The organism is Pseudomonas sp. D4002, assembly GCF_013385665.1.
In the GTDB taxonomy this organism is placed as follows: domain Bacteria; phylum Pseudomonadota; class Gammaproteobacteria; order Pseudomonadales; family Pseudomonadaceae; genus Aquipseudomonas.
In genome coordinates this window covers 19,448-44,362 of sequence record NZ_JACAPN010000030.1, presented here as the reverse complement: position 1 = coordinate 44,362, position 24,915 = coordinate 19,448, and the positions used below count along the sequence as shown (strand labels likewise).

At 62.7% G+C, this 24,915-nt stretch carries 26 protein-coding genes and 1 pseudogene; 10 read left to right on the top strand and 17 right to left on the bottom strand.

From position 1 onward, the window contains the following. Positions 1-19 precede the first annotated feature (19 nt). Complete coding sequence (locus tag HX824_RS21675; RefSeq protein WP_017479029.1) at positions 20-334, bottom strand: SCP2 sterol-binding domain-containing protein; 315 nt, start codon at positions 332-334, stop codon at positions 20-22. A gap of 56 nt (positions 335-390) precedes the next feature. Continuing rightward, positions 391-1,101: a histidine phosphatase family protein gene (locus tag HX824_RS21670; protein ID WP_177019898.1), complete on the bottom strand. Its 711-nt coding sequence runs from the start codon at positions 1,099-1,101 to the stop codon at positions 391-393. A 193-nt stretch (positions 1,102-1,294) separates the two neighbouring features. Here HX824_RS21670 and sohB point away from each other — a divergent pair, with 193 nt between their 5' ends. Next, positions 1,295-2,320 (top strand): protease SohB, encoded by a 1,026-nt coding sequence (gene sohB / locus HX824_RS21665; RefSeq protein WP_008434663.1) that lies wholly within the window; start codon positions 1,295-1,297, stop codon positions 2,318-2,320. A gap of 152 nt (positions 2,321-2,472) precedes the next feature. Here the strand turns inward: sohB and HX824_RS21660 are convergent, their stop codons facing one another. Next, complete coding sequence (locus HX824_RS21660) at positions 2,473-4,002, bottom strand: MFS transporter (protein ID WP_177055047.1); 1,530 nt, start codon at positions 4,000-4,002, stop codon at positions 2,473-2,475. Beyond that, on the bottom strand, positions 3,999-4,484 hold the full coding sequence (locus HX824_RS21655) for a heme-binding protein (RefSeq protein ID WP_177008647.1): 486 nt from the start codon (positions 4,482-4,484) through the stop codon (positions 3,999-4,001). The genes HX824_RS21660 and HX824_RS21655 overlap by 4 nt, the downstream gene beginning before the upstream one ends. Before the next feature lie 103 nt (positions 4,485-4,587). On the opposite strand from HX824_RS21655, the gene HX824_RS21650 reads away from it, so the two are divergent. Further along, the gene (locus tag HX824_RS21650) at positions 4,588-5,469 is read left to right on the top strand and encodes a LysR family transcriptional regulator (protein WP_102605152.1); all 882 of its coding nucleotides are present in this window, start codon (positions 4,588-4,590) and stop codon (positions 5,467-5,469) included. A gap of 141 nt (positions 5,470-5,610) precedes the next feature. On the opposite strand, the gene dhaL is transcribed toward HX824_RS21650, so the two are convergent. From dhaL to HX824_RS21615, 7 genes are all read right to left on the bottom strand, one after another. After that, complete coding sequence (gene dhaL / locus HX824_RS21645; protein ID WP_003215682.1) at positions 5,611-6,255, bottom strand: dihydroxyacetone kinase subunit DhaL; 645 nt, start codon at positions 6,253-6,255, stop codon at positions 5,611-5,613. Between the two features lie 3 nt (positions 6,256-6,258). Further along, on the bottom strand, positions 6,259-7,260 hold the full coding sequence (locus HX824_RS21640) for a dihydroxyacetone kinase subunit DhaK (RefSeq protein ID WP_003215684.1): 1,002 nt from the start codon (positions 7,258-7,260) through the stop codon (positions 6,259-6,261). 181 nt (positions 7,261-7,441) lie between these two features. Continuing rightward, positions 7,442-8,557 carry an erythritol/L-threitol dehydrogenase gene (locus HX824_RS21635; protein WP_008434653.1) on the bottom strand — a complete coding sequence of 372 codons (1,116 nt, stop codon included), beginning with the start codon at positions 8,555-8,557 and terminating at the stop codon, positions 7,442-7,444. A 28-nt stretch (positions 8,558-8,585) separates the two neighbouring features. Then, positions 8,586-9,341 (bottom strand): SDR family oxidoreductase, encoded by a 756-nt coding sequence (locus HX824_RS21630; protein ID WP_076016986.1) that lies wholly within the window; start codon positions 9,339-9,341, stop codon positions 8,586-8,588. Between the two features lie 151 nt (positions 9,342-9,492). After that, positions 9,493-10,500: a substrate-binding domain-containing protein gene (locus HX824_RS21625; protein ID WP_087694868.1), complete on the bottom strand. Its 1,008-nt coding sequence runs from the start codon at positions 10,498-10,500 to the stop codon at positions 9,493-9,495. A gap of 39 nt (positions 10,501-10,539) precedes the next feature. Then, the gene (locus HX824_RS21620) at positions 10,540-11,529 is read right to left on the bottom strand and encodes an ABC transporter permease (RefSeq protein WP_003215711.1); all 990 of its coding nucleotides are present in this window, start codon (positions 11,527-11,529) and stop codon (positions 10,540-10,542) included. Then, entirely contained in the window at positions 11,526-13,013 is a 1,488-nt protein-coding gene (locus HX824_RS21615) for a sugar ABC transporter ATP-binding protein (RefSeq protein ID WP_003215714.1), read from the bottom strand. The genes HX824_RS21620 and HX824_RS21615 overlap by 4 nt, the downstream gene beginning before the upstream one ends. Before the next feature lie 284 nt (positions 13,014-13,297). Here HX824_RS21615 and rpiB point away from each other — a divergent pair, with 284 nt between their 5' ends. Together rpiB and HX824_RS21605 are read left to right on the top strand one after the other, a co-directional pair. Continuing rightward, complete coding sequence (gene rpiB, locus HX824_RS21610) at positions 13,298-13,759, top strand: ribose 5-phosphate isomerase B (protein WP_102368794.1); 462 nt, start codon at positions 13,298-13,300, stop codon at positions 13,757-13,759. 63 nt (positions 13,760-13,822) lie between these two features. Beyond that, on the top strand, positions 13,823-14,803 hold the full coding sequence (locus HX824_RS21605; RefSeq protein WP_003215718.1) for a sugar-binding transcriptional regulator: 981 nt from the start codon (positions 13,823-13,825) through the stop codon (positions 14,801-14,803). A gap of 140 nt (positions 14,804-14,943) precedes the next feature. On the opposite strand, the gene HX824_RS21600 is transcribed toward HX824_RS21605, so the two are convergent. Then, positions 14,944-15,897, bottom strand: coding sequence for an aliphatic sulfonate ABC transporter substrate-binding protein (locus HX824_RS21600; RefSeq protein ID WP_134326328.1), 954 nt, complete (start codon positions 15,895-15,897; stop codon positions 14,944-14,946). A gap of 138 nt (positions 15,898-16,035) precedes the next feature. Here HX824_RS21600 and HX824_RS21595 point away from each other — a divergent pair, with 138 nt between their 5' ends. Continuing rightward, on the top strand, positions 16,036-16,641 hold the full coding sequence (locus tag HX824_RS21595) for a histidine phosphatase family protein (protein ID WP_177055046.1): 606 nt from the start codon (positions 16,036-16,038) through the stop codon (positions 16,639-16,641). Between the two features lie 101 nt (positions 16,642-16,742). Here the strand turns inward: HX824_RS21595 and HX824_RS21590 are convergent, their stop codons facing one another. Continuing rightward, positions 16,743-17,183 (bottom strand): GFA family protein, encoded by a 441-nt coding sequence (locus tag HX824_RS21590; RefSeq protein ID WP_177008644.1) that lies wholly within the window; start codon positions 17,181-17,183, stop codon positions 16,743-16,745. Between the two features lie 117 nt (positions 17,184-17,300). Between HX824_RS21590 and HX824_RS21585 the strand changes: the two genes are divergently transcribed. Together HX824_RS21585 and HX824_RS21580 are read left to right on the top strand one after the other, a co-directional pair. Then, positions 17,301-18,194 (top strand): LysR family transcriptional regulator, encoded by an 894-nt coding sequence (locus tag HX824_RS21585; protein WP_102605159.1) that lies wholly within the window; start codon positions 17,301-17,303, stop codon positions 18,192-18,194. 30 nt (positions 18,195-18,224) lie between these two features. Continuing rightward, positions 18,225-18,404, top strand: a pseudogene (locus HX824_RS21580) (cupin domain-containing protein); the annotation flags it as partial. Positions 18,405-18,410: 6 nt separating this feature from the next. Here the strand turns inward: HX824_RS21580 and HX824_RS21575 are convergent. Beyond that, complete coding sequence (locus HX824_RS21575) at positions 18,411-19,274, bottom strand: LysR family transcriptional regulator (RefSeq protein WP_177022116.1); 864 nt, start codon at positions 19,272-19,274, stop codon at positions 18,411-18,413. Between the two features lie 102 nt (positions 19,275-19,376). Here HX824_RS21575 and HX824_RS21570 point away from each other — a divergent pair, with 102 nt between their 5' ends. Further along, complete coding sequence (locus HX824_RS21570) at positions 19,377-20,375, top strand: quinone oxidoreductase (RefSeq protein ID WP_177055045.1); 999 nt, start codon at positions 19,377-19,379, stop codon at positions 20,373-20,375. Between the two features lie 238 nt (positions 20,376-20,613). Here the strand turns inward: HX824_RS21570 and HX824_RS21565 are convergent, their stop codons facing one another. From HX824_RS21565 to HX824_RS21555, 3 genes are all read right to left on the bottom strand, one after another. Beyond that, the gene (locus HX824_RS21565; RefSeq protein ID WP_008434626.1) at positions 20,614-20,922 is read right to left on the bottom strand and encodes a hypothetical protein; all 309 of its coding nucleotides are present in this window, start codon (positions 20,920-20,922) and stop codon (positions 20,614-20,616) included. 137 nt (positions 20,923-21,059) lie between these two features. After that, positions 21,060-21,782 (bottom strand): pirin family protein, encoded by a 723-nt coding sequence (locus tag HX824_RS21560; RefSeq protein WP_008434624.1) that lies wholly within the window; start codon positions 21,780-21,782, stop codon positions 21,060-21,062. 83 nt (positions 21,783-21,865) lie between these two features. After that, positions 21,866-22,297: an AraC family transcriptional regulator gene (locus HX824_RS21555; protein WP_023658747.1), complete on the bottom strand. Its 432-nt coding sequence runs from the start codon at positions 22,295-22,297 to the stop codon at positions 21,866-21,868. Between the two features lie 170 nt (positions 22,298-22,467). Here HX824_RS21555 and HX824_RS21550 point away from each other — a divergent pair, with 170 nt between their 5' ends. Both HX824_RS21550 and HX824_RS21545 read left to right on the top strand, forming a co-directional pair. Then, positions 22,468-23,058, top strand: a complete 591-nt coding sequence (locus HX824_RS21550; RefSeq protein WP_003207311.1) for an antibiotic biosynthesis monooxygenase — start codon at positions 22,468-22,470, stop codon at positions 23,056-23,058. Then, a complete protein-coding gene (locus HX824_RS21545; RefSeq protein ID WP_003207313.1) occupies positions 23,055-24,893 on the top strand; it encodes an amidohydrolase in 1,839 nt (612 codons plus the stop codon). Before HX824_RS21550 ends, HX824_RS21545 begins: the two co-directional genes overlap by 4 nt. Positions 24,894-24,915 lie beyond the last annotated feature (22 nt).

Here is a 24,915-nt window from a genome sequence, read left to right as displayed (position 1 = left end):
CTTGCCAGGGTTGCCCTGATCAGGCCGGGAACAGCTCGCTCAATTTCATGGCCAGCATCATGTCGCCTTCAGTGCGCAGTTTGCCGCCCATGAATGCCTGCATGCCGTCGGTGGAGCCGTCAACGATGCCTTTCATGGTTTCGCCGTCCATCACCAGGGTGACTTGGGCGTCCGGGTTTTCACCTTCCAGCAGTTCGCAGGTTTTGTTTTTCACGACCAGCGAGAAGTTCTGGGTGTCGTCGATACGGAAACCGAACACCAGGTCCAGGCCGTCGGCAGCGGCTGGGTTGAATTTGGCTTTCATTGCTTCTACGGCTTTAGCTACGTCAGTCATGGTTTCGATCCTTTTATGGTGAGTCCAGTGACCTTGGGGTCACGGTTGGCCGCAATTCATCGGAAAGTGATGAGCTGCGGCGCCTTCAACAGTTGCAAGTGGGTATGGCTGTTGAAGGAAGCCAGTGCCACCTCGCGACCACGGAATTTCAGCTGGTTGAGCGAGGTGTTAACAATTTGCCAGTTCAGTTCGAAGGCCTGTGCGGCAGGCATTCGGGTAATCAGGTGGAGCAGGGCCGTGATGGTGCCACCGGAGGTGAACACGGCGATCTTGTCACGGTTGTCGGCGGCTTCGAGGAGGCGTTGCAGGCCACCCTGGACACGTTCGACAAATCCCAGCCAGCTTTCCAGGCCCGGCGGGTCGTAGGTGCCGGCCAGCCAGCGTTCGATGATCAGGGAAAAGATGCGCTGGAATTCGCCACGGTTTTGCGCGGCGTTGCGCAGGATATGCAGGGCTTCGGGTTCGCTGTGCAGCAGGTCCGGGAGCAGGGCGCGGATGATCGCCTCGGCGTCGAACTCGTTGAACGCGCTGTCGACTTCCAGCGTGGGTACCGGCAGGCCGAGGGCGCTGTATTGTTCGAAGGCGGCGGTAGCAGTGTGCTGCTGGCGGCGCAGGTCGCCCGACACGCAGCGGTCGAAGCTCAGGCCCAGTTCCGCCAGGTGGCGGCCAAGCACTTGCGCCTGTTGCACACCGATGGGCGACAGCACGTCGTAGTCGTCTGCACCGAAGGAGGCCTGGCCATGTCGAATCAGGTAGATGCTGCCCACGTCCGTTTTCCCGGTACGTTGAAAGTCTGGCGAGGTTATGAGGATGCCGGGAAGCTGTCAATGAAAAAACATACGCTTGTTTTAAAAGGTCGTTAGAGGCCCGCTGCTGGCGGTTTGATCACTGGCCCCATGGCGGTGGCGTCGGTATGCTTGGGCAATCCGCGCCTGGCGCACTGCACTTGTAAGGAGTCACATGGATTTTCTGGCCGAGTACGCTACTTTCCTGGCTAAAACCGTCACCCTGGTCGTCGCCATCCTGGTGGTGCTGATCAGTTTCGCCGCACTGCGCAGCAAAGGCCGCCGCAAAGCTGCCGGCCAGTTGCAGGTCAGCAAGCTCAATGACTTCTACAAGGGTTTGCGTGAGCGCCTGGAGCAGACCCTGCTCGACAAGGACCAGCTCAAGGCCCTGCGCAAGTCTGAAGGCAAGGCCGAAAAGAAGAAGGGCAAGAAGAAGCCAGAAGCCAAGCCACGGGTGTTCGTGCTGGATTTCGACGGCGACATCAAGGCCTCGGCCACTGAAAGCCTGCGCCATGAAATCACGGCACTGCTGAGCCTGGCCACACCCAAGGACGAAGTGGTGCTGCGCCTTGAAAGCGGCGGCGGCATGGTTCACAGCTACGGCCTGGCGTCGTCGCAACTGGCGCGTATCCGCGAGGCGGGCGTGCCGTTGACCGTGTGCATCGACAAGGTCGCGGCCAGCGGCGGCTACATGATGGCGTGCATCGGCGAGAAGATCATCAGCGCACCGTTTGCCATCCTTGGCTCGATTGGCGTGGTGGCGCAGTTGCCCAACGTCAACCGCCTGCTGAAGAAGCACGACATCGACTTCGAAGTGCTGACCGCCGGTGAATACAAACGCACCCTGACCGTGTTTGGCGAAAACACCGAGAAGGGCCGCGAGAAGTTCCAGGAAGACCTGGACATCACCCATCAACTGTTCAAGAACTTCGTGTCGCGCTACCGCCCGCAGTTGGCCATTGATGACGTGGCCACCGGTGAAGTCTGGCTGGGCGTCGCGGCGCTGGACAAGCAACTGGTGGACCAGCTGCAAACCAGCGACGAATACCTGGCGACCAAGGCCAAGACCGCCGAGGTGTTCCACCTGCACTATGCCGAGCGTAAAAGCCTGCAGGAGCGGGTGGGCCTGGCGGCCAGCGGTTCGGTCGACCGGGTGCTGCTGACCTGGTGGAGTCGCCTGACCCAGCAGCGTTTCTGGTAACAATTCCGGCTGACGTTCGAAGATCAAAATGTGGGAGCGGCGGTGCGACGATTCGACTTGCTCGCGAATGCGGTGGATCAGTCACAGATGTATTGACTGACCCACCGCATTCGCGAGCAAGCCCGCTCCCACATTGGGTCGTGGTGGTCGCATTATCGAGTCAGTAAAGAGGCCTGCGGCACCGCCGGTATGGGATGCCGCATCAACGAGCCCACCACCAACGCCCCCAGCAAACCCAACACCCCCGCCACCCACAACACCACGCTGAACCCGCCGACAAACGCCTGCCGCGCCAGTGGCTGCACCATCCCTCGTGCCGTTTCAGGCAGCAGCGCCATGGCCGCCGGCATATCGCCCGCCACTACCCGTGAAGCAATCCCTGCCGCCTGTTCCTGCCACTGGGAGCCGATGCTCGTGTGCAGCAACTGTTCGCTATGGCTGCTCAACAACGCCCCATACACCCCAATCGCCAACATGATCGCGCTGAAGCGCATGGTGGTGCTCATACCCGACGCCATCCCCGCGCGGTCCCGTGGCACGCAAGCCATGATGTTTTTCTGCGTATCGCCATTGAGCAATCCCGCGCCGGCCCCCGTGACGGCAATCGCCAGGGCGAACGGCAGATAACCACCGATATTGACCGCCCAGGCACTCAGCAGGTTGCCGCAACCCACCAGCGCCAGCCCCGTCGCCATCAGAGTGGCCGGGGCAAAGCGGCCGGCCAGGCGTGCGCCTATCCGCGGACAAATCAACATGGTCAAGGCAAACGGCAACATGCCCAGCCCGGAGGCAATCGCGGAGAACCCCAGGCCGTTTTGCAGGTAGAACGGCAGCAGCGTCATCATCACCTGGGCACAGCCGGCGTAGGCGAACATCCCCAGCAGTGCGCCGATAAAGCGCGGGTGCCTGAACAGTTGCAGGTCGACCATGGGCCGCTGTTGCAGGCGTTCGGCGAGTACAAAAACACCCAGCAACGCAGCGCCTCCCAGCAGCCGCGCATAAGTCAGCGGGTTGTCCCAGCCGATACGGTTGGCTTCGATCAAGCCCCAGATCAGGCACAGCAGGCTGGCACTGAAACTCAGGCTGCCCCAAGGGTCGAGCCTTGCAGCCTGGGCATCGCGGGATTCCGGAATCGCGCGCAGCACCAGTCCCATCAGCACCAGGCCGACCGGCAAATTCAGATAGAAAATCCAGCGCCAGCCCAGGTACTGGGTAATCAACCCGCCGAGGGTCGGTGCGGCGGTCATCGCCACGCCCATGCACGCGCCCCAGAAGGCCCAGGCCTTGGCGCGCTCCACTTCGTCATGGAAGGTATGGCCAATGGAGGCCAGGGCCGAGGTCAGCAGCAGCGCTGCGCCGACACCTTTGACGGCGCGAGCGATATCCAGGAACAACGCACTCGGCGCCGCACCGCAGCCGAGGGAGGCGAGGATGAAAATACCCAGGCCCCAGACCAGGGTCTTCTTGCGGCCAAAGCGGTCGGCAATGCTTCCGGCCGGCAATAACAGGGCGGCGAAGGCCAGCATATAAGCGCTGACCACCCATTCGATATCGGCAAAATTCGCCCCCAGGTCCCGGGCGATGCTCGGCAGGGTCACGGCGACGATGTTGGTGTCGAGCACGATCAGCGAACAGACCCCGGAGGCGGTCAGCAGCGTCAGGCGCGGGCTGACCTTGCTCATGGTTGCACCGAAGCCACCGCCGCGAGGGCGATCTCGTCATCGTGGGCCGGAGTATCTGCGCTGATGCCGATGGCGCCCACTACCTGGCCTTCAAGGATGATTGGCTGGGCGCCCTTCATCATCAACAGGCCGGCGGTGATGGCTGCCGGGCGGCCATTGTTGATAGCGTTTTCCAGGTCCCCGGACGGCCGCTTGAAGAGCGCGGAAGTGCGCGCCTTGCCCTGGGCCAGCTCAATACCGGCCACCACGGGAGCGCCATCCATGCGCAGCGTCAGGATCGGCCAGCCACCGTCATCGACGATGGCTACGGCGCAGGGCCAGCCCTTGTCGGCGGCGACCTTGCGCGCGTGTGCGGCGATCTGCTGGGCCGTTGCCAGGCTCAGGATTGCCTTGTGGGCAATGCTTGCGGGGGCTTCTGCGGCCAGCGCTGCGGGCACGGTGCAAAGACCGGCAAGCACCAGGACCAATGATTTGACGAACATGGGAAAGCCTCTCTACTGTGAACGTACCGCGAGCTTATCCCCGGCAGGTGGCGTCCTTGTTAGGCGCCATACAGAACTTCATTACCTTTGAGCTAATCCTGTGATGGAAATACGTCATTTCCGCTACTTCCTGGCGGTTGCCCGGCAACGCAATTTCACCCGTGCTGCCGAACAGCTGGGTATCGCGCCGCCGACCCTGAGCCGGCAGATCCAGGACATGGAAACCACCCTCGGTACGCGCTTGTTTATCCGCCGCCAGCGCGAGGTCAGCCTGACCGAGGCGGGCGCGGCCTTGCTGATCGAGGCAGAGGCCACCGTGCGCCAGTTCGAGTTTGCCCAACGCAATGCCCAGCGCGCCGGGCGTGGCGAGATCGGTCATATCGAGCTGGGTTATGTGGCGTCGGCGGTGTATTCGGGGTTGTTGCAGCGCCAGGTGCAGTCGTTCTGCGCGGACTGCCCGGACGTGAGCCTCAGCGTGCGTGAGAGCCCCATGGCGGCGTTGCCGGGGCTGGTGGCGGAGGGGCGTTTCGACATTGGCTACATTCGTTCGCCGATGACCTTGCCTGATGGGGTCGAAGCGGTGCGGTTGAGCAGTGAGGGGTTTGTGCTGGCGTTGCCCCAGGATTCGTGGCTGCTGGGGTTGAAGGCAATCAGTTGCGAGCATCTGCAGAACGAGACGTTTATCTTGCCCGAGCAGATCAGCGGCACGCTGCACGTGGCGGCGCAGGGTGGTTATGCGCCGCGCCTGGGGCCGCAGCCGGGTGGGTTGGTGGCGGTGATTGCGTTGGTGTCACTGGGGCAGGGCGTGGCGGTGGTGCCGGAGTCGGTGGTGGGGCATGTGAGCTTGCCGAATGTCGTGTACCGCAGCATTGAAGGCAGCGAGGCGTCGTCCTGGTTGTCGCTGATTTACCGGCGCTTTGAAAAGGCGCCGGCGGTGGCGCGGTATATAGAGCAGGTGAAGCAGGTAGCCAGGTTGAAGGTTTGATCGCGGCGGGTTAGGTGCTTCACGGGTTAAGTGTGTTGCTGCCTTCGCGAGCAAGCCCGCTCCCACCTTCGACGGCATTCCAAAGATGGAACTCGGTCGAAGGTGGGAGCGGTCTTGCTCGCGAAGGGGTCATTTCAAGCACTACACCAACCGCGGTTGAACCGAATCCGCCAATCGCGTCAGTATCAAGCAGCACGATACCGCTCCGGCATCCAGTACACCCAACGAGCGCTCGCCCAGGCGGCTGGCACGCCCAATCTTCGCCACCAGATCCCTGGTGGAATCCCGCCCCCGCGAAGCAGCACTTTTCATCGCCTCCAGCGCATCGCTGAATGACGCTCCTGACCCATGGGCCTGTTCAAACGCCTCCACCGCCGGAATCAAGGTGTCCATCAAACACTTGTCACCCACGCCGGCTTCGGTGATGTCCTGCAACGAGGTCAACCCGCCCCGCAGCAAATGGGCAAAGGTCGCCGCGTCAATCTGTTCGCTGCCGCGCACCTCATCCGCCATGCCGATAAACAGGCTGCCATACAACGGCCCCATGGAACCGCCGATGCCTTCCATCAGGCTCAGTGTCAACTCATCCAGGGCTTCGGCCAGGGTCAGCTGGCGGCCTTCAATGGTGCGCCCGCAATGGGCAAACCCCTTGGCCATGTTGATGCCGTGGTCGCCATCGCCAATGGCGCCGTCGACTTCGCTCAGGTATTCGCGGTTGGCAACGATCACGCTGACCAGGTCGGCGACGATGGCGCTGCCGTCGTGGGTGGAGAAATGCTGGCTCATGGTTTAGTCCGCCTGGGTCATGCCGATGGAACGGCAGGGTTGGTCGATCAGGGATTTCAGCTCGGCGTCCAGGCCCAGCAAGGTCAGGGTCACGCCCATCATTTCCAGGGAGGTGAAGTAGTTGCCCACGTAGCAGCGGTGAATCTTCAAGCCCCTGGCTTGCAGCTGACGTTCAACCTCGGCGTAGAAAATGTAAAGTTCCATCACCGGCGTCGCACCCAGGCCCGAGACCAGCACCACCACGCTGTCGTCCTGGCTGAAGTCGCGGTCGGCGAGGATCGGTGCGAGCATGCGGGCCGCCATGGCCTCGGCGGATTCGATCGGGATGACTTCAATGCCAGGCTCGCCGTGATGGCCGATGCCCAATTCCATCTGCCCGTCGGGAATCTGGAAGTTCGGCTTGCCCACCGCTGCGATGGTGCAGGGCGTGAGGCCGATGCCGATGGAGCGGCAGTTGTCGACCGCTTTCTGGGCGACACGAATCACCCCGTCCAGGTCGTAATGCTGGGCCGCGGCCGCACCGCCGACCTTCCACATGAAGATCTCGCCTGCCACACCGCGACGCTTGGCGATGTCGGCCTTGGGCGCCGAGGCCACGTCGTCGTTGGCGACCACGGTGCGGATGCGCATGTCCTTGCTGGCGGCCATCTTCATCGCCAGCTTCACGTTCATGTTGTCGCCGGCATAGTTGCCGTACAGGCACGCCACCCCGGCGCCGTGGTCGGCGGCACGGAAGGCGTCGAAGAAGCTTTTGGCGGTGGGCGAGGAGAAGATTTCGCCGACGGCCACGGCGTCCACCAGGCCCGGGCCGACATAGCCAAGGAACGCCGGTTCATGGCCGGAGCCGCCGCCGGTCACGATGCCCACCCGGCCCTGTGGTGACGGCTTGGCCTTGCCGATCACCCGGGGATTGGTTTCGTATTGGCGCAGCTCGGGGTGCGCGACCAGAATACCCCGCAGCATGTCCTCGACCACCTGGTCCGGATCGTTTATCACTCGATTCATAACGCGGTTTCCTGTGTTCTTGTTCTTGGTGTGGGAGCCGGGGGCTTTTGTGGGAGCTGGCTTGCCTGCGATTGCATCGGCTCGGTGTCACAGACAGACCGAGGCGTCTGCATCGCAGGCAAGCCAGCTCCCACAAAAAGCCTAAGCCCGGCGCCCGCAGGGTTTTGTGTTATTGGGCCAATCAGGGTTCCAGGACGACTTTAAGCGACTTGTCCCCGCGCTCCATCACCGCAAACGCTTCCTTGAAGTCCGCCAGGGCAAACTTGTGGGTCACCACGTCGCGCATGTCGATCTTGCGGTTGCCGATAAAGTCGATGGCGCGCGGGTACATGTAGGGGCCGAGGTGCGAGCCCAGCACGTCCAGTTCCTTGCGGTCACCGATGATTGACCAGTCCACCGTGGCCTCGTCGTTGAACACGCTGAATTCCACGAAGCGCCCCAGCTTGCGCAACATCGCCAGGCCCTGGTTCACCGCCTTGTGGTGCCCGGTGGCTTCGATGTAAATGTCGCAACCGTAGCCGTCGGTGATCTCGCGAATCTTCGCCATCACGTCGACTTCAGCCGGGTTCCACACTTCATCCGCACCCATGCGCAGGGCGAGGGCGGCGCGTTCGGGTTTCATGTCGAGCACGATGAGCTTTTTCGGGTTGCGCATGCGCACCGCACCGATGATCCCCAGGCCCAGGGTGCCGGCGCCGGCCACCACCACGATGTCGTCGAAATCCACATTCGCCCGTTCCGCCGCGTGCAGCGAACAGGCCAGGGGTTCGATCAGGATGGCTTCGTCTGGGGCAATCGAGTCCGGTACTTTGTGGATGATGCCTTCCTTGGTGAAGATCATGTACTGGGCCATGGCGCCCTGGACGTTGTTCTGGAAGCCGTACAGGTCGTGTTTCTGGCACATCCAGTACTGGCCGTGGTTGCAGAAGCGGCAGCCCCAGCACGGCACGATCTGTTCGGAAATCACCCGGTCGCCGACCTTCACCCCGCGCTTTTCCGCGCCGGGGCCGAGGGCGACCACGCGGCAGACAAACTCGTGGCCGGGAATCATCGGCGGCTTCACGTAGCGCGGCTGCTCGGCGTCGCCCCAGAACGAGGGCGCGCCGCGGTAGGTCTTGATGTCGCCCATGCAGATGCCGCACAGCTCGACCTTGGTGAGGATTTCGTCGGGGCCGGGCGTCGGCACATCGACGGTCTCCAGGCGATAGTCTTCGGGGCCGTGACAGACCACGGCCTGCATGGTTTTCGGAATGACGGGGGACAGTTGTTCGGCAGTGCGTTCGGTAACGGTAGACATGACGATAAACCTCACGACAAAAGATCAATTACTGGATGCTGTAGCCGCCGTCGATCACCACGTTTTCCCCGGTGATCATCTGTGCGGCGTCGCTGAGCAGGTACAACGCCAGCCCGGCGATTTCTTCCGGCTGGGCAAAGCGGCCCGCCGGGATCTGCAATTTGGCCCGTTCCCCCAGCTCGCCCGCCCAGGCCTTTTTGCCGAGGGCGGTTTCGACGATGGTCGGGGAGATGGCGTTGACGTTGATGTGGGGCGCCCATTCCATGGCGAGCACCTTGGTCATGCCGACCACGGCGGCCTTGCTGGCGCAGTAGGCGACGTGACGGTCCAGGCCGATCACCGCCGCTTGGGAGGCGAGGTTGACGATGCGCCCGCTGCCCTGGGCCAGCATGTGTTTGGCGCAGGCCTGGGCCACGAAGAAACTGGCCTTGAGGTTGATGTCGAGAGTGGTGTCCCAGGCGTTTTCACTGACGTCCAGGGCCTTGTCCAGCAGGGCGACGCCGGCGCTGTTGACCAGATAATCCAGGCGTTTGAAGTGATCGAATACGTAATCGACGGTGCTGTGCACCTGGTCAAGTTGGCGCAGGTCCACGGCGATGCCGATGTTCCCGGCGCCGAGGCTGGCGGCGACTTCGACCACGGCCGGGTCGCGGTCCAGCAGGGCCACCCGCGCGCCGCGTTCCACCAGCAGGCTGGCACAAGCCAGACCGATCCCGGCGGCCCCGCCGGTGATCACGGCGCAGCGGCCGGTGAGGTCGAAGGCTTGATTCCAGAATCCAGACATGAACATGACTCCATTTTTCAGATCGGTGGAGATCCAATGTGGGAGCGGGCTTGCTCGCGAAAGCGGTGTATCAGGTGGCACATCTGTTGAATGATCCACCGCTTTCGCGAGCAAGCCCGCTCCCACACTTGACCGGGTTTCAAGTCAAAACTTACTTCGTACCGCTCACCTGCTGATACAGCGCATCCGCATTCGCATTGGTCACCGGCACCCACGGCAGGATGTAGTTCCTGGCGGTGCCGTCACCCCATTTCACGTCCTTGCCATAACGTTCCCAGATCACCGACTGCGGCTTGTAATCCTTGCCGGCCAGCGCCCGCAGCGCCACATCCAGCGCGCCTTGGGACTGGGCCTGGGCGTCCTGCAGGAAGGTGGTCACTTCATCTTTCTTCGCCGCCTGGATCGCATCCGGCATGCCGTCGATGGACGTCACCGGCACATCCTTGGACGTCAGCCCATGGGACTTCAACGCCTGCACCGCGCCGAGGGCCATGTCGTCGTTCTGCGCGATCACCCCGTTGATGCCCTTGGGGTGTGCGTTCAGCCAGTCTTCGGTCAGGGCCAGGGCCTGGGCGCGGTCCCAGTTGGCGGTTTTCTTCTCGATGATCTTGATGTCCGGGTGCTTGCCCAGTACTTCCATCTCGCCCTTTTCGCGGTCGATCTGCGCCGACTGGCCAATCGGGCCCTGGATGATCACCACGTTGCCGCGGCCCTTGAGTTTGTCGACCATGGCCTGGGCCTGCAGGCGACCGCCTTCCACGTCATCGTTGCCAACATAAGGCACGTTGGCGTCCGCCACCTTGGTGTTGGAGGCGATCACCACCACGTCATTGCTCATGGCGGCCTTCACGGTGCCGACGCCGGCCTTGGTGTCGATCGGCACAAACAGGATCGCGTCGTAGTGCTGGGTCACCATGTTTTCAATCTGGTTGTTCTGGGTCAGTGCGTCATAGTTGCCGTCGAACACGGTCAACTGCACGGTGCCGTCCTTGACTGCGGGGTGTTCCTTCAGCTCGCGCACCCAGTTCTGCATGAACTGGCCCTTGAGCCCGTACACGGCGGCGCCGATCTTGTAGGTCTTGCCATCGGCGGCCAGGGTGACACTGCTGGCGAGCAGGGAGAGTGCCGCGACGGCGGCCAAAGTCGTACCAGGTTTCATGAGAGAACTCCGTTATTGTTGTAGTGGTAGTTTTCAGAACTAGCGTTTCTTCTTGCGCCACACGTCAATCAGCACTGCGAACACGATGATCAGGCCCTTGGCGACCTGCTGGTAATAGGAGGACACGCCGAGCAGGTTCAGGCCGTTGTTGATCACGCCGATCAGCAATGCGCCAAACAGCGTGCCGACAATCGTGCCGGTACCGCCCGACAGGCTGGTGCCGCCGATTACCACGGCGGCAATCGCATCCAGCTCATACGAGGTGCCGGCCTGGGGCAGGGCAGAGGTGGTGCGCGCCGACAGCACCACACCGGCCAGCCCGGCGAGCAGGCCCGAGACCACGTACACCGAAAACATCACCTTGCGCACGCCGATCCCGGAGGTGCGCGCGCTCTTCTCGTTGCCACCCACCGCGTACACATAGCGGCCGTAGGTGGTGTAGCGCAGCACCATCCAGAAGATCAGCGCGACAACGGCGAAGATCACGATCGGCACACCGATCGGGCCGATCTTGCCAATACCCAGCGCCAGGTAGGCGTCGGGCAGGTCAGTGATCGGGCTGCCGTCGTTCAAGATGAAGGTCATGCCCCGGGCAATGCTCAGCATGCCCAAGGTCGCGACAAAGGGCGGGATCGACAGGTTGGCGACCATAAAGCCGTTCACCACCCCGAGCATCGCCCCGGCGAACATCCCGGCGCTGACTGCCGCGAGCACGCCATAGCCCTGGGTCGCGACCATGGCGCTGCACAGCCCGGCAAAGGCCAGGATCGAGCCCACCGACAGGTCGATGCCCTTGGTCAGGATCACGTAGGTCATGCCCACGGCGAGGATCCCGTTGATCGAGGTCTGGCGCAGGATGTCCATCCAGTTGCGCCAGGTCATGAAGTATTCGCTGGCGAAGGCCATCACCAGGCACAGGAGGATGAACACCAGCGGCAGACCGAAGCGGTCGAGGGATAGGCGCAGGCGGCTGCGGGGTGCGGTCGTGACGGGGGCGGCTGCAGGTGTAGAAAGTGATTTGGCATTCATGAGGCAAGACTCAACAAGGCTTCCTGGGAAAGGGCGGTATCGCTGCTGATGGTCACCAGCCTTCCGCCTTTGAACACGGCAATACGGTCACTCAGGTGCAGCAATTCCGGGGCTTCGGACGACACCACAATTGCCGCGCCGCCGGCGCGCACGAACTGGTCCAGCAGGTGATAGATCTCCTGCTTGGCGCCTTCATCGATGCCCCGGGTCGGCTCATCGCACAGCAGGCAGATCGGCTGGGTCGACAGGCATTTGGCGAGCACTACTTTCTGCTGGTTGCCGCCGCTCATGGATTCCACCGGCAGGTCCAGGGAAGTGGTCTTGATCTGCAGGCGCTTGACCATGTCCTGGGCCAGTTGGTTTTCCTTGCGGGCATTGATCAGCGACCAGCTCGACAGCTGCTTGTACGCCGACAATGCGATGTTCGAGAGGATGCTGCCGCTGAGCACCAGGCCGCTGTCCTTGCGGTCTTCGGTGACCAGTGACATGCCGGCCTGGATCGTTGCCTTGGGCAGGCCGATGGGCATCGGTTTGCCTTGCAGGGTCACGCTGCCGGAGTCCGGCGTGGTGAGGCCGTAGATGCAGTTGAGGAATTCGCTGCGGCCCGAGCCCATCAGCCCGTAGATGCCGAGAATCTCGCCCTGGCGCAGTTGCAGGCTGATGTCCTGGAACTCGCCGGCGCGGCTCAGGCTGTCGACGTCCAGGCAGCATTCGGCGGCGCATTCGCGGCCGACCTTGTGGTCGATGCGGGTCAGTTCCTGGCCGACGATGCCGCGCACCAGGTGGGCGCGGTCGATATCGGCCATGCGCCCGGTCTCAACGAAGGCGCCGTCGCGAAAGATGCTGTAGTCGTCGGCAATCTGCGCCAGTTCACTGAGGCGGTGCGACACATAGATGATGCCGGCACCACGGGCGGTGAGGCGGCGGATGGCCTTGAACAGGGTTTCGGCCTCGCGCTCGCCGATGGCCGAGGTGGGCTCGTCCATGATCATCACCTGGCAGTCGTGGCTGAATGCCTTGGCGATCTCCACCAGCTGGATCTGCGCCACGCTCAGGCGATGCATGGGGCTGGTGGCGTCGACGTCGAACTCCAGGCCTTCCAGCAGTTCGCGAGTGCGCCGGTTGAGCTCCTTGCTGTCGACGATGCAGCCGGCGCGGCGCGGTTCGCGGCCCAGCCAGATGTTTTCGGCGACGGTCATGTAGGGAATGGGTTCCAGCTCCTGGGTGATCATCGCGATCCCCGCCGCGAGTGCTTCGCTGGGGCGGTTGAACTGGACGGGGGAGCCGTTGAGCAGGATGGTCCCGGCGTCACGCTGGGTGATGCCCATCAGGATGCTCAGGAAAGTCGATTTGCCTGCGCCATTGCCGCCGCACAGGGCGTGGACGCTGCCGGCCCGCAGAGAGAGGCGCCCCTCACGCAGGGCAGGAATCCCGGCGTAAGCCTTGGCGACGTGTTCAGCCTGGAGCAGTAATGGCGTGGCCATCGGCGTGTCCTCGTGCTGTGAATTCTTATTAGGTCGCACAGTCATGTTTCGCTGTGAGCATATGTGTATCAAATGAAATTCTGATCAGTCAATCTCTTTCACTGAAAAGTTGTAAATGGATGGATTTGCGCAAAGTACGCCGGTTTAGAGGGCTTTGACTGGAAGGTCAGCTAAATCCTGCTTGACAGGGCGACTGGAATATCCGAGAAATGACTGAGCTAAATTTCACAGAGTGATCATATGATCACTCTCCAGCAACCAAAACGGCAGCGGAGCCAAACGCCATGAACACACCTTTCCCGGTGGCTATCGGATGCGATGAAGCGGGTTATGAGCTCAAAGAACTGTTGAAGCGCCATATCGAGGCGCTGGGTTACCCGGTGACGGACTTCGGCACCCACTCCACGGCGCCGGTGCTGTACCCGGACATTGCCCTGGCGGTGGCCACGGCGATCAATGCCGGCGAGCAACGCTTGGGCGTGCTGGTGTGCGGCACTGGCATCGGCATGGCCATCTCGGCCAACAAAGTCCTGGGGATTCGTGCGGCCCAGGCCCATGACACCTATTCGGCGGAGCGGGCACGCAAGAGCAACGATGCGCAGATCCTGTCCATCGGTGCACGGGTGATCGGCGCGGAACTGGCCAAGAGCGTCGTCAAGTCGTTCCTGGAGTCGGAGTTCGAAGCCGCGCGTTCCGGGGCCAAGGTCGACCGCATCAACGCGATCGAGCGTGACGGGCATCAGTAGTGGACGGAACGGGGCAAGAGTCGGGAGAATGCGCCTTTGACACCGAAACGGAAGCCCGTGCCCATGAGTGACAGTACCCAGCGCATCGCCAGCGACATCGACCTGATGACCGAAGTGGCAATGCTCTATTACCTTGAGAACGTCACTCAGGAAGCCATCGCCAAGCGCTTCGACCTGTCCCGGGCAAAAGTCAGCCGCCTGCTCAAACGCGCACGGGATGAAGGGATTGTCGAGGTGCGGGTGTTGCAGCACCCGGCGATGAACAACGAGCTGGAACAGGCGCTGGTGGAGCGCTTCCAGCTGGACCGCGCGTTGATTGCGGTCGACCACAGCGACCCGGACACCCAGCGCTCGGCGGTGGCGAGCCTAGTGGCCAACTACCTGAACAAAACCCTCAGTGACGGCATGATCGTCGCGGTCGGCATGGGGCGTAACGTCGGTGCGGTGGCCGATAATGTGTTTTTGCCGGTGACCCGCAACTGTACGTTTGTGTGCGCCATTGGCGGTTCGCTCAAGGCGGGTGAATACATGAATCCCGACCATATTTGCCGGCGCCTGGCCCTGCGGTTTGGTGGCGAGAGTGAAAGCCTGTACGCCCCGGCGCTGGTGGCCAACCCGGAACTGCGTGGGGTGTTGATCAGCAACGATACGGTGCGTTCCACGCTTGACCGTGCCCGCCGTGCGGACATGGCGTTGATCGGCATCGGTGACATGAGTGAAAACAGCAACATGGTGCGCATGGGGTGGTTTTCGCCCCAGGAAATCGCCCAGGCGCGGTTGTCCGGCACCGTGGGGGACATGATGGGTTATGACTTCATCGACATTCATGGCCAGCCGGCGGTCAACGCGATTCAGGGGCGGGTGATCGGGTTGACGGTGCAGGAGCTGTTTCGGATTCCGGATGTGGTGGCGATTGCCAGTGAAAACACCAAGGCGGCGGCAACGCTGGGGGCGTTGCGTTCGGGAGTGATCAATACCCTGGCGACCACGGTGACCAATGCTCACACCATCCTTGCGCTGGATGACGCGACGCGTAAAAGCTGACACCGCCGATAGTCCAGGCCCTGAACATCACCTGTGGGAGCTGTCGAGCCTTGGCGAGGCTGCGATGGCATCACCGCGGTATGACTGGAGTACCGAGTTGTCTGCATCGCGGACAAGCCCGGCTCCCACAGTTGACTGCCTCAGGGTTTCCACACCTGCACATCCTGCGCATCCACCGCCTTGGGCAACAACCCCGCCTTGAAGAACGCATCCGCAATTTTCTGCTGTTCCCCCAACTGATCCAGCGTCACCGGTTGCACCTCATAGCTGCGATGAGCATTGGCGGCCTCGACAGTCTCCACATCCAGGTTGCCCCACAATGGCCCCAGCACTTTCGCGGCATCACGCGGGTGGCTCTTCACCCACTCGCCAGCCTGGTGCAACTGCTCGTACACCAGCTTCAGCACTTCGGGATGCGCCTGGGCATAGGGCGTACCCGTCAGGTAATAGCGCTTGTAACTGGCCAGCCCGGTACCGTCCGCAAGGGTGCGGGTGGGCAGTTGGCGCTGCACGCTGGTGAGGAACGGTTCCCACGTGACCCAGGCATCAACCTTGTTGTTTTCAAACGCAGCGCGGCCATCGGCGGGCGTCAGGTACGCCGGCTCGATATCGGAGAAGGCCAGCCCCGCCTTGTTCAAGGCTGCGATCAATAAATAGTGAGTGCCGGCGGCCTTGGTCACGGCGATTTTCTTGCCTTTCAAATCCGCCAGTTGCTGGATCGGCGAGTCCTTGCGCACCACGATCGCCTGGGCTTGGGGCGAGGGCGCTTCCTGGGCGAAGTAGGTGAGCTTGGCCTGGGCGGCCTGGGCGAAGATCGGCACGGTGTCGGCCACGTCGGCGCTGATATCCACGTTACCGACGTTGAGTGCTTCCAGCAGCGGCAGGCCACTGGGGAACTCGTGCCAGGTGACGTCGATGCCGTCGGCCTTGAGGGCTTTTTCCAGGGTGCCCTGGGTTTTCAGCAAGGTGATCAGGGTCGAGGATTTCTGGTAGCCGATGCGTACGGTTTCCTGGGCTTGTGTGCTCAGGGTGGTGCAGAGGCCCAGTGTGGCAAGGCCTGCGATGAAAAGGCGATGGAGCGAAAACTGGGGCATGGCGTGCTCGACTCTTAATGGATTAAGGTGAGCTTATTGTTCTAAAAAACATTCGATAAATAATTTTTCGATCTTAGCTTAGGCCTTTATCGGGTGCGTCGTTCGCGGCCTTTCAGCGTCAGGATGAAGGAGGGCGGTATGCAGTTGTATGTTGTTCGTCACGGCGAAACTCAAGCCAATGCCGAGGGGCGTTACCAGGGCTCGCTGGACATTGATCTCAACGAACGGGGCGTGCTGCAGGCGCGGGAGTTGCGGGAAAAATTGCCGGCGCAGATCGACGCCGTCATGGTCTCGCCGCTGCGCAGGGCTCAGCAAACGGCGGCCATTGTGTTTGCGGATGATGGGCTGCAACTGCCTACGCTGGATGCGTTTCGTGAGCGCGGCGTGGGGGTGTTTGAGGGACTGACCCAGGCGGAGGCGGCGCAGCGTTATCCCGACCTTTGGGCGCAGAATATTACCCGGCAATGGGAGCGGGCACCCACGGACGGTGAGTCAATCTCGCAGTTCGTCGAGCGCATCCGGGGCGGATTGAATCAGTTGCTGGTGAACCATGGGCAACAGGTGGTGGTGCTGGTTGCCCATGGGGTTGTCGCCAAGGCGATTCGCGCCCTGGTTCGCGATGACTTTTCAGACTTCTTCGCCTGGCAGTTGCGCAATGGCGAAGTGCTGAGTCTCAACATCGACGCAGAGCCCAATGTGGCGAGGGAGCTTGCTCCCGTTGGGGTGCGAAGCGCCCCCTGGTAGGCCGCTGCGGTCTTTCAGGATGGGCCGGTCAATGCTTTTGGGGTTGCTGCGCAACCCAGCGGGAGCAAGCTCCCTCGCCACAGTGTGGGTGTGAGTCATGTCTACAGGGGAACGCTCAACGCCTGCGCAAACGCCTGGGGCGTAGGGCTTTCCGGCCAGGTCGGAACACCCTCCGCCAGTGTTACCCACGGCTGCTTGTGCCGCAGCCAGATATGCGCCACCGGCTGCACGGACGGGCTCTCATCCAGTGTCCCGACCCGCAGCACAACCAACCCCGGCGCGGCCGTCGTGGTGTTGCAGATCCGCGTATGGCACACCCCGCACAACCGATGTTCCGAGCGCTGCCCATCAACGTCATAGGCATATTCCGTCAGCGAACCTTCAACCTGCAGCGCATCCGCCGGCAACAGCGCATGCAGGGCAAACGCGCTGCCGCTCCAGGTCTGGCAGTGGCGGCAATGGCAGGCATACACCGCCAGCGGCGCGTCGGTATCGAGGGTGTAGGTCACGCGGGTGCAGCGACATTGGCCCGTGAGTGTCATCAAAAACGATCCTGTGCAAAGTGAGGGCGAAAGCCCCATCGGTTATGCTCGCCAGCATGCCGCAGCCCCCGAACAAAGAACATCCGCCAAAACTGCCCAGCGGCTCACAGGAAATGTATGAACGCCCCGCAACTCCAATGGGAAACCCAGCGCGCCTTCCTCGCCGTGTTGCGCACCGGCAGCCTGTCGGGCGCGGCCCGTTTGCTGGGGATCGCCCAGGCCACTGCGCGGCGAAGGATCGAGGCCCTGGAGCAGAGCGTCGGGGTCAGCCTGTTTATCCGCTCACCCGCCGGGCTGTTGCCCACCGACACGGCCAAGGACCTGATCAGCCACGTTGAAGCGATGGCCGTTGCCGCCAACGCCTTCAGCCGCGCAGCCTCGGCCGACACGGCCCTCGCCGGCGGCACGGTGCGGCTCACCAGCGGCAAGCTGCTGGGCGTTGAAGTGCTGCCGCCCATGTTGCGCAGCCTGCGCCGTGATCATCCGCAATTGGCCATCGAACTGAGCGTATCCAATCGGCTGCAGGCACTTGCCCGGCAAGAGGCCGACGTCGCCGTACGCATCCGTCGCCCGGTCGAATCCACGGTGGTCGCGCGCAAGGTCGGCGACCTTCACGTAGGGTTGTACGCCGCACCCGAACTGTTGGCAGAGCAGGGCACGCCGGACACCGTTGCGCAATTGCACGGCTACCCGCTGATCGGGCCGGACCGCAACTTGCTGGAGATCGAATTCCTGGGTGAGCGCGGTTTCGACTGTTTGGCGCCCAGTACGGTGATTCGCACCGACGATCACCTCGCGCAGTTGGCCGCTCTGCGTGCGGGGCTTGGGATCGGCGTGTGTTCAGCCCAGGTGGCACAACGTCACGGGCTGGTGCGGGTGTTGCCCGCGCAGGTGGATTTCAAGGTTGACGTGTGGATCGCCATGCATCAGGACATGCGCAAGGTCCCGCGCATCGCCGTGGTGTTCGATGGCTTGGGCGCGGCCCTGACGGACTTCTTTCAGCCGCGATAACGCAACGCGTCAACCAACAATGCAAATGCGGGGGAGGCCGTGCGGGCCATTCGCCCCGGCGACACGGTATGGATTGCACCCGGTGTCAAGCATTGGCATGGCGCCACGGCGAACACCGCCATGACCCATATCGCGATCAACGAAATGCTCGACGGCAAGGTGGTGGACTGGATGGAGCAGGTCAGCGACGAACAGTACGCCGCGCAGTAATCGGTTTCACCGCCGCAACTGCGGCTCGCCTTCAATGCAGCTCACCAGAAACTCCATCACCACCTTCACCGAAGGCGAGCGGCGCATATCCGGATACACCGTCAGCCAGATATCGCGAACCGGGCCTTCGGTGGTCGTTGCCAGGCGCACCAATGCCGCGTCGTGATCTCCCACCAGCGTGGGCAACACCACCGCACCCACCTGGGACCGGGCGGCCATTTGCTGGGTGATCAGGTCGCTGGCGGCGAAGGCAATCGTGCGGTTGCCGCGCACCTGATGCATCCACGCCTGTTGGGGCAGGTGGTCGCGGGTGGCGTCATAGGCAATGAACGTCCACTGTTCAGCGGGTAACTGCTTGAGCTCGGGCGTGGCATAGAGCCCGAAACGCACGGCGCCGACCTTTCTGCGTACCAGCGCTTCCTCATCGGGACGCACCGTGCGCAGGGCAATGTCGGCTTCGCCTTTGTCGAGGGCGGCCAGCGTCGTCGAGGACATCAACACGATATTCAGCTTGGGATACTGCGCCCTGAACCGTGCGACATGGGGCGCGATGCAGTGGATGGCAATCGACGGCGGGCAACTGACCCGCACGGTGCCGGCCACTTCGATCGAGGCCACGCGGGACAGGCGCATCACTTCGGTGGCCATGTCGCCCATGCCTGACGCCAATTTCGCCAGTGCCCGGCCTTCCTCGGTGAGCGGCCGACTGCGGGGCAGGCGGTCTACCAGTTTGACGCCGAGGGCTTTTTCCAGGGCATCGACGCGCCGGCCGACGGTGGCGTGTTCCACCTGCAGCTCGCGGGCGGCAGCCGACAGTGATTGGGTGCGCGCCAGCACGGTGAAGAAATACAGATCCTGCCAGTCGAACATCGGGTTATTTTCGCACGGAGGGTGGGAGGTGTTGGGGAATTCTCGTACAGATTAGCGCCTTTTACCATGGCGCATTCCCACTGCAAACGGAGTTGTCCCGCGATGAAAGCCCTCACCCTTGAAACCTACGGCGGCCCGGAAGTTGTTCAACTGCGCCTTGATGTGCCCAAACCCCAGGTGACCGCCGGCCATGTACTGGTCAAGGTGGCCTGTGCCGGGATCAATTTCATGGATGTTCACACCCGCCAGGGCAAGTACGCCAAGTCGGTGACCTACCCGGTACGGCTGCCGTGCACCCTGGGTATGGAAGGCGCGGGTGTGGTGGTGGCGGTAGGCGAGGGTGTGAGCCATCTGGCGCCGGGTGATCGGGTGGCCTGGTGCATTTCATGGGGCGCGTTCGCCGAATACGCCAGCGTGCCCGCCGCGCGAGTGGCGCAGATTCCCAATGCGATCGGCTTCGATCAGGCGGCTGCGGCGATGTTCCAGGGCTGCACGGCTCACTACCTGATTGAAGACGTCGCGCGGTTGCAGGCGGGCAACAGCTGTTTGATCCACGCGGCGTCCGGCAGCATCGGCCAGTTGCTGGTGCAAATGGCCCATCGGCTCGGTGCCACGGTGTTCACCACCGGCAGCAGCCTCGAAAAGTGCTCGATTGCCCTTGAGCGTGGCGCGGATCAGGCCTGGCAATACGACGGGTTTGCCGAGCGGGTGTTGGAGGCCACGCAAGGGCAGGGCGTGGATGTGGTGTTCGATTCGGTGGGCAAGGCCACCTTGCGCGAGAGCTTCAGGGCGTGCCGCACGCGGGGGTTGATCGTCAATTACGGCAACGTCTCCGGTTCGATCACTGATCTGGACCCGATGGAGTTGGGGGAAGCCGGTTCACTGTTCCTGACTCGCCCACGGCTCAACGACCACATGGCCGACGGCCCGACCGTGCAACGGCGTGCCAATGCGGTGTTTGCAGCGATGCTCGAAGGTTCGCTGACGGTGGATATCGAAGGGCATTACGCGCTGGAAGAGGTGCAGCAGGTGCACGCGCGGATTGAGGCACGGCAGCAGATTGGCAAGGCGGTGGTGTGGCTGGATCGTGAACTTCACTAATGGCCAGAGAGCTTGTGTGGCGAGGGAGCTTGCTCCCGCTGGGCTGCGAAGCGGCCCCAACACCTGCCAATGGGGTCTTCCTGGAGAAACGCGGTGAGTTCATTGGGGCTGCTGCGCAGCCCAGCGGGAGCAAGCTCCCTCGCCACAGGGGTCGTGGCGCTTGTGAGGATCAGTTAACAGCAGGCGAAAAAAAGCCGGCTGATCAGGCCGGCTGGGGGTGAACCGCGAACGACAGGGGTTACGCGCGGTTTTCCATCAGGCGGTCAGCACCACCTTCGGCTACGCGGTTTTCTTGAAGACGGTCAGCGCCACCTTCAGCTACACGGTTGCCCTGGAGACGTTCAGCGCCCCCTTCAGCAACACGACGTTCCAGCAGGCGATCAGACCCGCCTTCAGCAACGCGGCGTTCCAGCATACGGTCAGACCCACCCTCAGCCACGCGGCTGTCCATCAGGCGATCCGCGCCGCCTTCAGCGAGGGCAGGTTGGGTAAAGGCGCTTACAGCAAGTACCGAGAAAGCGAGGCTAAGCAAGAGTTGGCGTTTCATGAGGGTGTGCTCCGGGAAAGTCGTTGGTTGGTATGGATGCGATGTTACGCGGCAGATTTTTTAAGAGAACTTCATTGGGCTGATGGTGACTATCGACGCCAGCGATGGCCCGTTTTCCCGGGCCATCGCGTCGCTCATCACGGCATTTCTGGCAGTTCCCGAGGGCGCAGGTCGAACACCAGCACCTCGGCGTCCTCCCCATGGCTCAGGTGAATCTCCCGCTCATCGCGCACTCGGGCGCCGTCGCCTTCGTGCAAGCGCTGGCCATTGACTTCAACGCTGCCCCGCGCCACATGGATGTAGGCGTAGCGTTCCGGGGCCAGCGGCAGGCTGGCGGTTTCAAAGCCGTTGAACAGCCCGGCATACACCCGCGCGTCCTGGCGCACGCCGAGGGAGCCGTCGGTGCCTTCCGGCGAGATGATCAGCTGCAACCGGCCGCGTTTCTGCGCCTCGGTGAAGTGCTCCTGCTGATAGCGAGGTTCGGCGCCCGCCACATCCGGCACGATCCAGATTTGCAGGAAGTGCACGCCCTGGGTGTGGCTGTGGTTGAACTCGCTGTGGGCCACGCCGCTGCCGGCGCTCATCAGTTGCACATCGCCGGGGCGGATCACCGAACCGGTGCCCAGGGTGTCCTTGTGTTCCAGGGCGCCTTCGAGCACATAGGAGAAAATCTCCATGTCGCGGTGCGGGTGTTGGCCGAAGCCCTTGCCGGCGGCAACCCGGTCATCGTTGATCACCAGCAGGTCGGAAAAACCCTGTTCTTTGGGATTCCAGTAGTTGGCGAACGAGAAGGTGTGGAACGACTTCAACCAACCGTGATTGGCGGCGCCGCGTTCCGAGGCTTTGCGAAGGGTCAGCATGGGGTGTTCTCCTCAAGGGAAGCCTGGCTGCGAGATGCAGGGCTTCGGTGTGAGGAGAAGATTACTGGTTAACGATAGGTTGATTAAGAAGCTGAAATCGGAATGACTGTCTCTTTTAGGTTGACTATCGCCAGCTGTGCCGTCCGCAGATGATGGCGGTAGCGCAGCTGAAGTTTGCGCCAGGCCATCGGGTTCACGCCTTCGCTGCGGCTGAACAGGTGACAGAAGTGCGCCTGGTCGCAGAACCCGCATTCCTGGCTGATCTGCGTCAGGCTTAGGGCGGAGCCGGTGATCAGCACCTTGGCCTGCTTGATGCGTTGCTGGCGAATCCATTCCTGGGGCGATACACCGGTGGTGCGCTTGAAGGCCCTGGAGAAATGGCTGCGGGACAGCTCACAGGCGCGAGCCAGTTCCGTCACCTCCAGGGGGCCAGCAAGATTGGCGAGGATCAATTGCTTGACCCTCTGTTCCCGCTCTGAACACAGGGTTCCGGTTGCAGCTGCTGGTTGAGCCATGATCGCTATCCGTGGTCGATGGGCGCTTGTTTTCACACACCTTACCGGTGAATGAATCCCCAGTGTAGACCGCTGCAAGCATCTGTTGAACTGAGCACATGCATGCAATTTTTCTGGATCGGGCCGTCGCACACTAGCGCGAACGTTCAAGCATCCAGGGGAAGGGCACGATGGACTCAACAGCACAAGGCGGGCCGGACGAGGTCGTGACCCTGGTGGTCAAGCACCGCATAAAACCCGGGCTTGAAGCCGACTACGAAGCCTGGCTGCGACGCATCGTGCGTATTGCCGGTGAGCGTCCCGGCCACCTCGGCGTTGACGTGGTGCGCAGCAAGCAGGGCGGCCTTGCGCTGTTCACCTGCGTGCTGCGTTATCGCTCCACGGAAGACCTGGAGCGCTGGCTCGATTCGCCGCAGCGCCTGGAACTGATCAACCAAGCCGCACCGATGCTGGCCGATGGCGACCAGACCGAAGTCGGCGCGGTCAACGAGTTCTGGTTCTCGCCCCTGGCCGATGCTGCCGCCAAGCCGCCGCGCTGGAAACAGGCAGTGGTCACGCTGCTGGTGATCCTGCCGCTGACGTTGCTGGTGCCGATCATCTGGGGCCCGGTACTGCGGCTGCACCCGTTCCTGTCCAACTACATCGTCGCCACCTTCCTGGTCACCCTGACCATCGTTGTACTGGTGGTTTACCTGCTGATGCCGGCGGCCACCCGCCTGTTCGCGCCCTGGCTTGAAGCCTCTGTAAAGGAAACCCTATGAACGCCGACCTGATTCTGTTCAATGGCCAGTTCCACACCGTGGACCGTGAAAATCCCCGCGCCACGGCAGTAGCGATCCACCAGGGACGCTTCGTCGCGGTGGGCACCGACGGCGAAGCCATGGCCCTGCGCGGCAGTGGTACCCAGGTCATCGACCTCAAGGGTCGCACTGTCATCCCTGGCCTCAACGACTCGCACCTGCACCTGATCCGTGGCGGCCTGAACTACAACCTCGAACTGCGCTGGGAAGGCGTGCCGTCACTGGCCGATGCCCTGCGCATGCTCAAGGATCAGGCTGACCGCACGCCCACGCCGCAGTGGGTGAGGGTGGTGGGCGGCTGGAACGAATTCCAGTTCGCCGAAAAACGCATGCCCACCCTCGACGAGCTCAACCAGGCCGCCCCCGATACGCCGGTGTTCGTGCTGCACCTGTATGACCGCGCCTTGCTCAACCGCGCGGCCCTGCGGGTGGCCGGCTACACCAAGGACACGCCGAACCCGCCCGGCGGCGAGATCGTGCGCGACCATAACGGCAACCCCACCGGCATGCTGGTGGCGCGGCCCAACGCGATGATTCTCTACGCGACCCTGGCCAAGGGCCCGAAACTGCCCCTGGAATACCAGGTGAATTCCACCCGCCAGTTCATGCGCGAACTCAACCGCCTGGGGCTGACCAGCGCCATCGACGCCGGCGGTGGTTTCCAGAACTATCCCGACGATTACGCGGTGATCGAACAGTTGGCCAAGGACCAGCAACTGACCGTGCGCATCGCGTACAACCTGTTCACCCAGAAGCCCAAGGAAGAACTCAGCGACTTCAAGAACTGGACCGGCAGCGTGACCCTGCATCAGGGCGACGACTACCTGCGCCACAACGGCGCCGGCGAAATGCTGGTGTTCTCGGCGGCCGACTTCGAAGACTTCCTCGAGCCACGCCCGGACCTGCCGCTGACCATGGAGCAGGAACTGGAGCCGGTGGTGCGCCACCTGGTGGAACAGCGCTGGCCGTTCCGCCTGCACGCTACCTACAACGAGTCGATCTCGCGGATGCTCGACGTGTTCGAGAAGGTCAACCGCGACATCCCGTTCAACGGCTTGCCATGGTTCTTCGATCACGCCGAAACCATCACCCCGCAGAACATCGAGCGCGTGCGGGCGCTGGGCGGCGGCATCGCGATCCAGGACCGCATGGCGTTCCAGGGTGAGTACTTTGTGGAGCGCTACGGCGCCAAGGCCGCCGAGGCCACGCCGCCGATCAAACGCATGCTCGCCGAAGGCGTGCCGGTGGGCGCCGGCACCGACGCCACCCGGGTGTCGAGCTACAACCCCTGGACCTCGCTGTACTGGATGGTCAGCGGCCGCACCGTCGGCGGGCTGGAACTGCACGCCGAGGGGCTGCCCCGGCTGACGGCCCTAGAACTGTTCACCCACGGCAGCGCCTGGTTCTCCTCCGAGCAGGGCAAGAAGGGCCAGATCAAGGTCGGCCAACTGGCGGACGTGGCGGCACTGTCGGCGGACTTCTTCAGTGTCGACGAGGAAGCCATCAAGTGGATCGAATCGGTACTCACCGTGGTCGGCGGCAAGGTGGTCTACGGCGCCGGCGACTTTGAAGATTTCGCACCACCCAGCGTGCCGGTGCTGCCGGACTGGTCGCCGGTGGTCAAGGTACCGGGCCACTGGCGCCCGGCGTCAGCGCTGCAAGCCCAGGTGCACCAATGCAGCGGCCCCTGTGGCGTGCATGCCCATAGCCATGAACGGGCGCGTCTCTCGAACGTGCCGGTCAGCGACTTCCAGGGTTTCTGGGGCGCGTTTGGCTGCTCGTGTTTTGCCTTCTGAACCCACCCCCAAAGGACTGTAC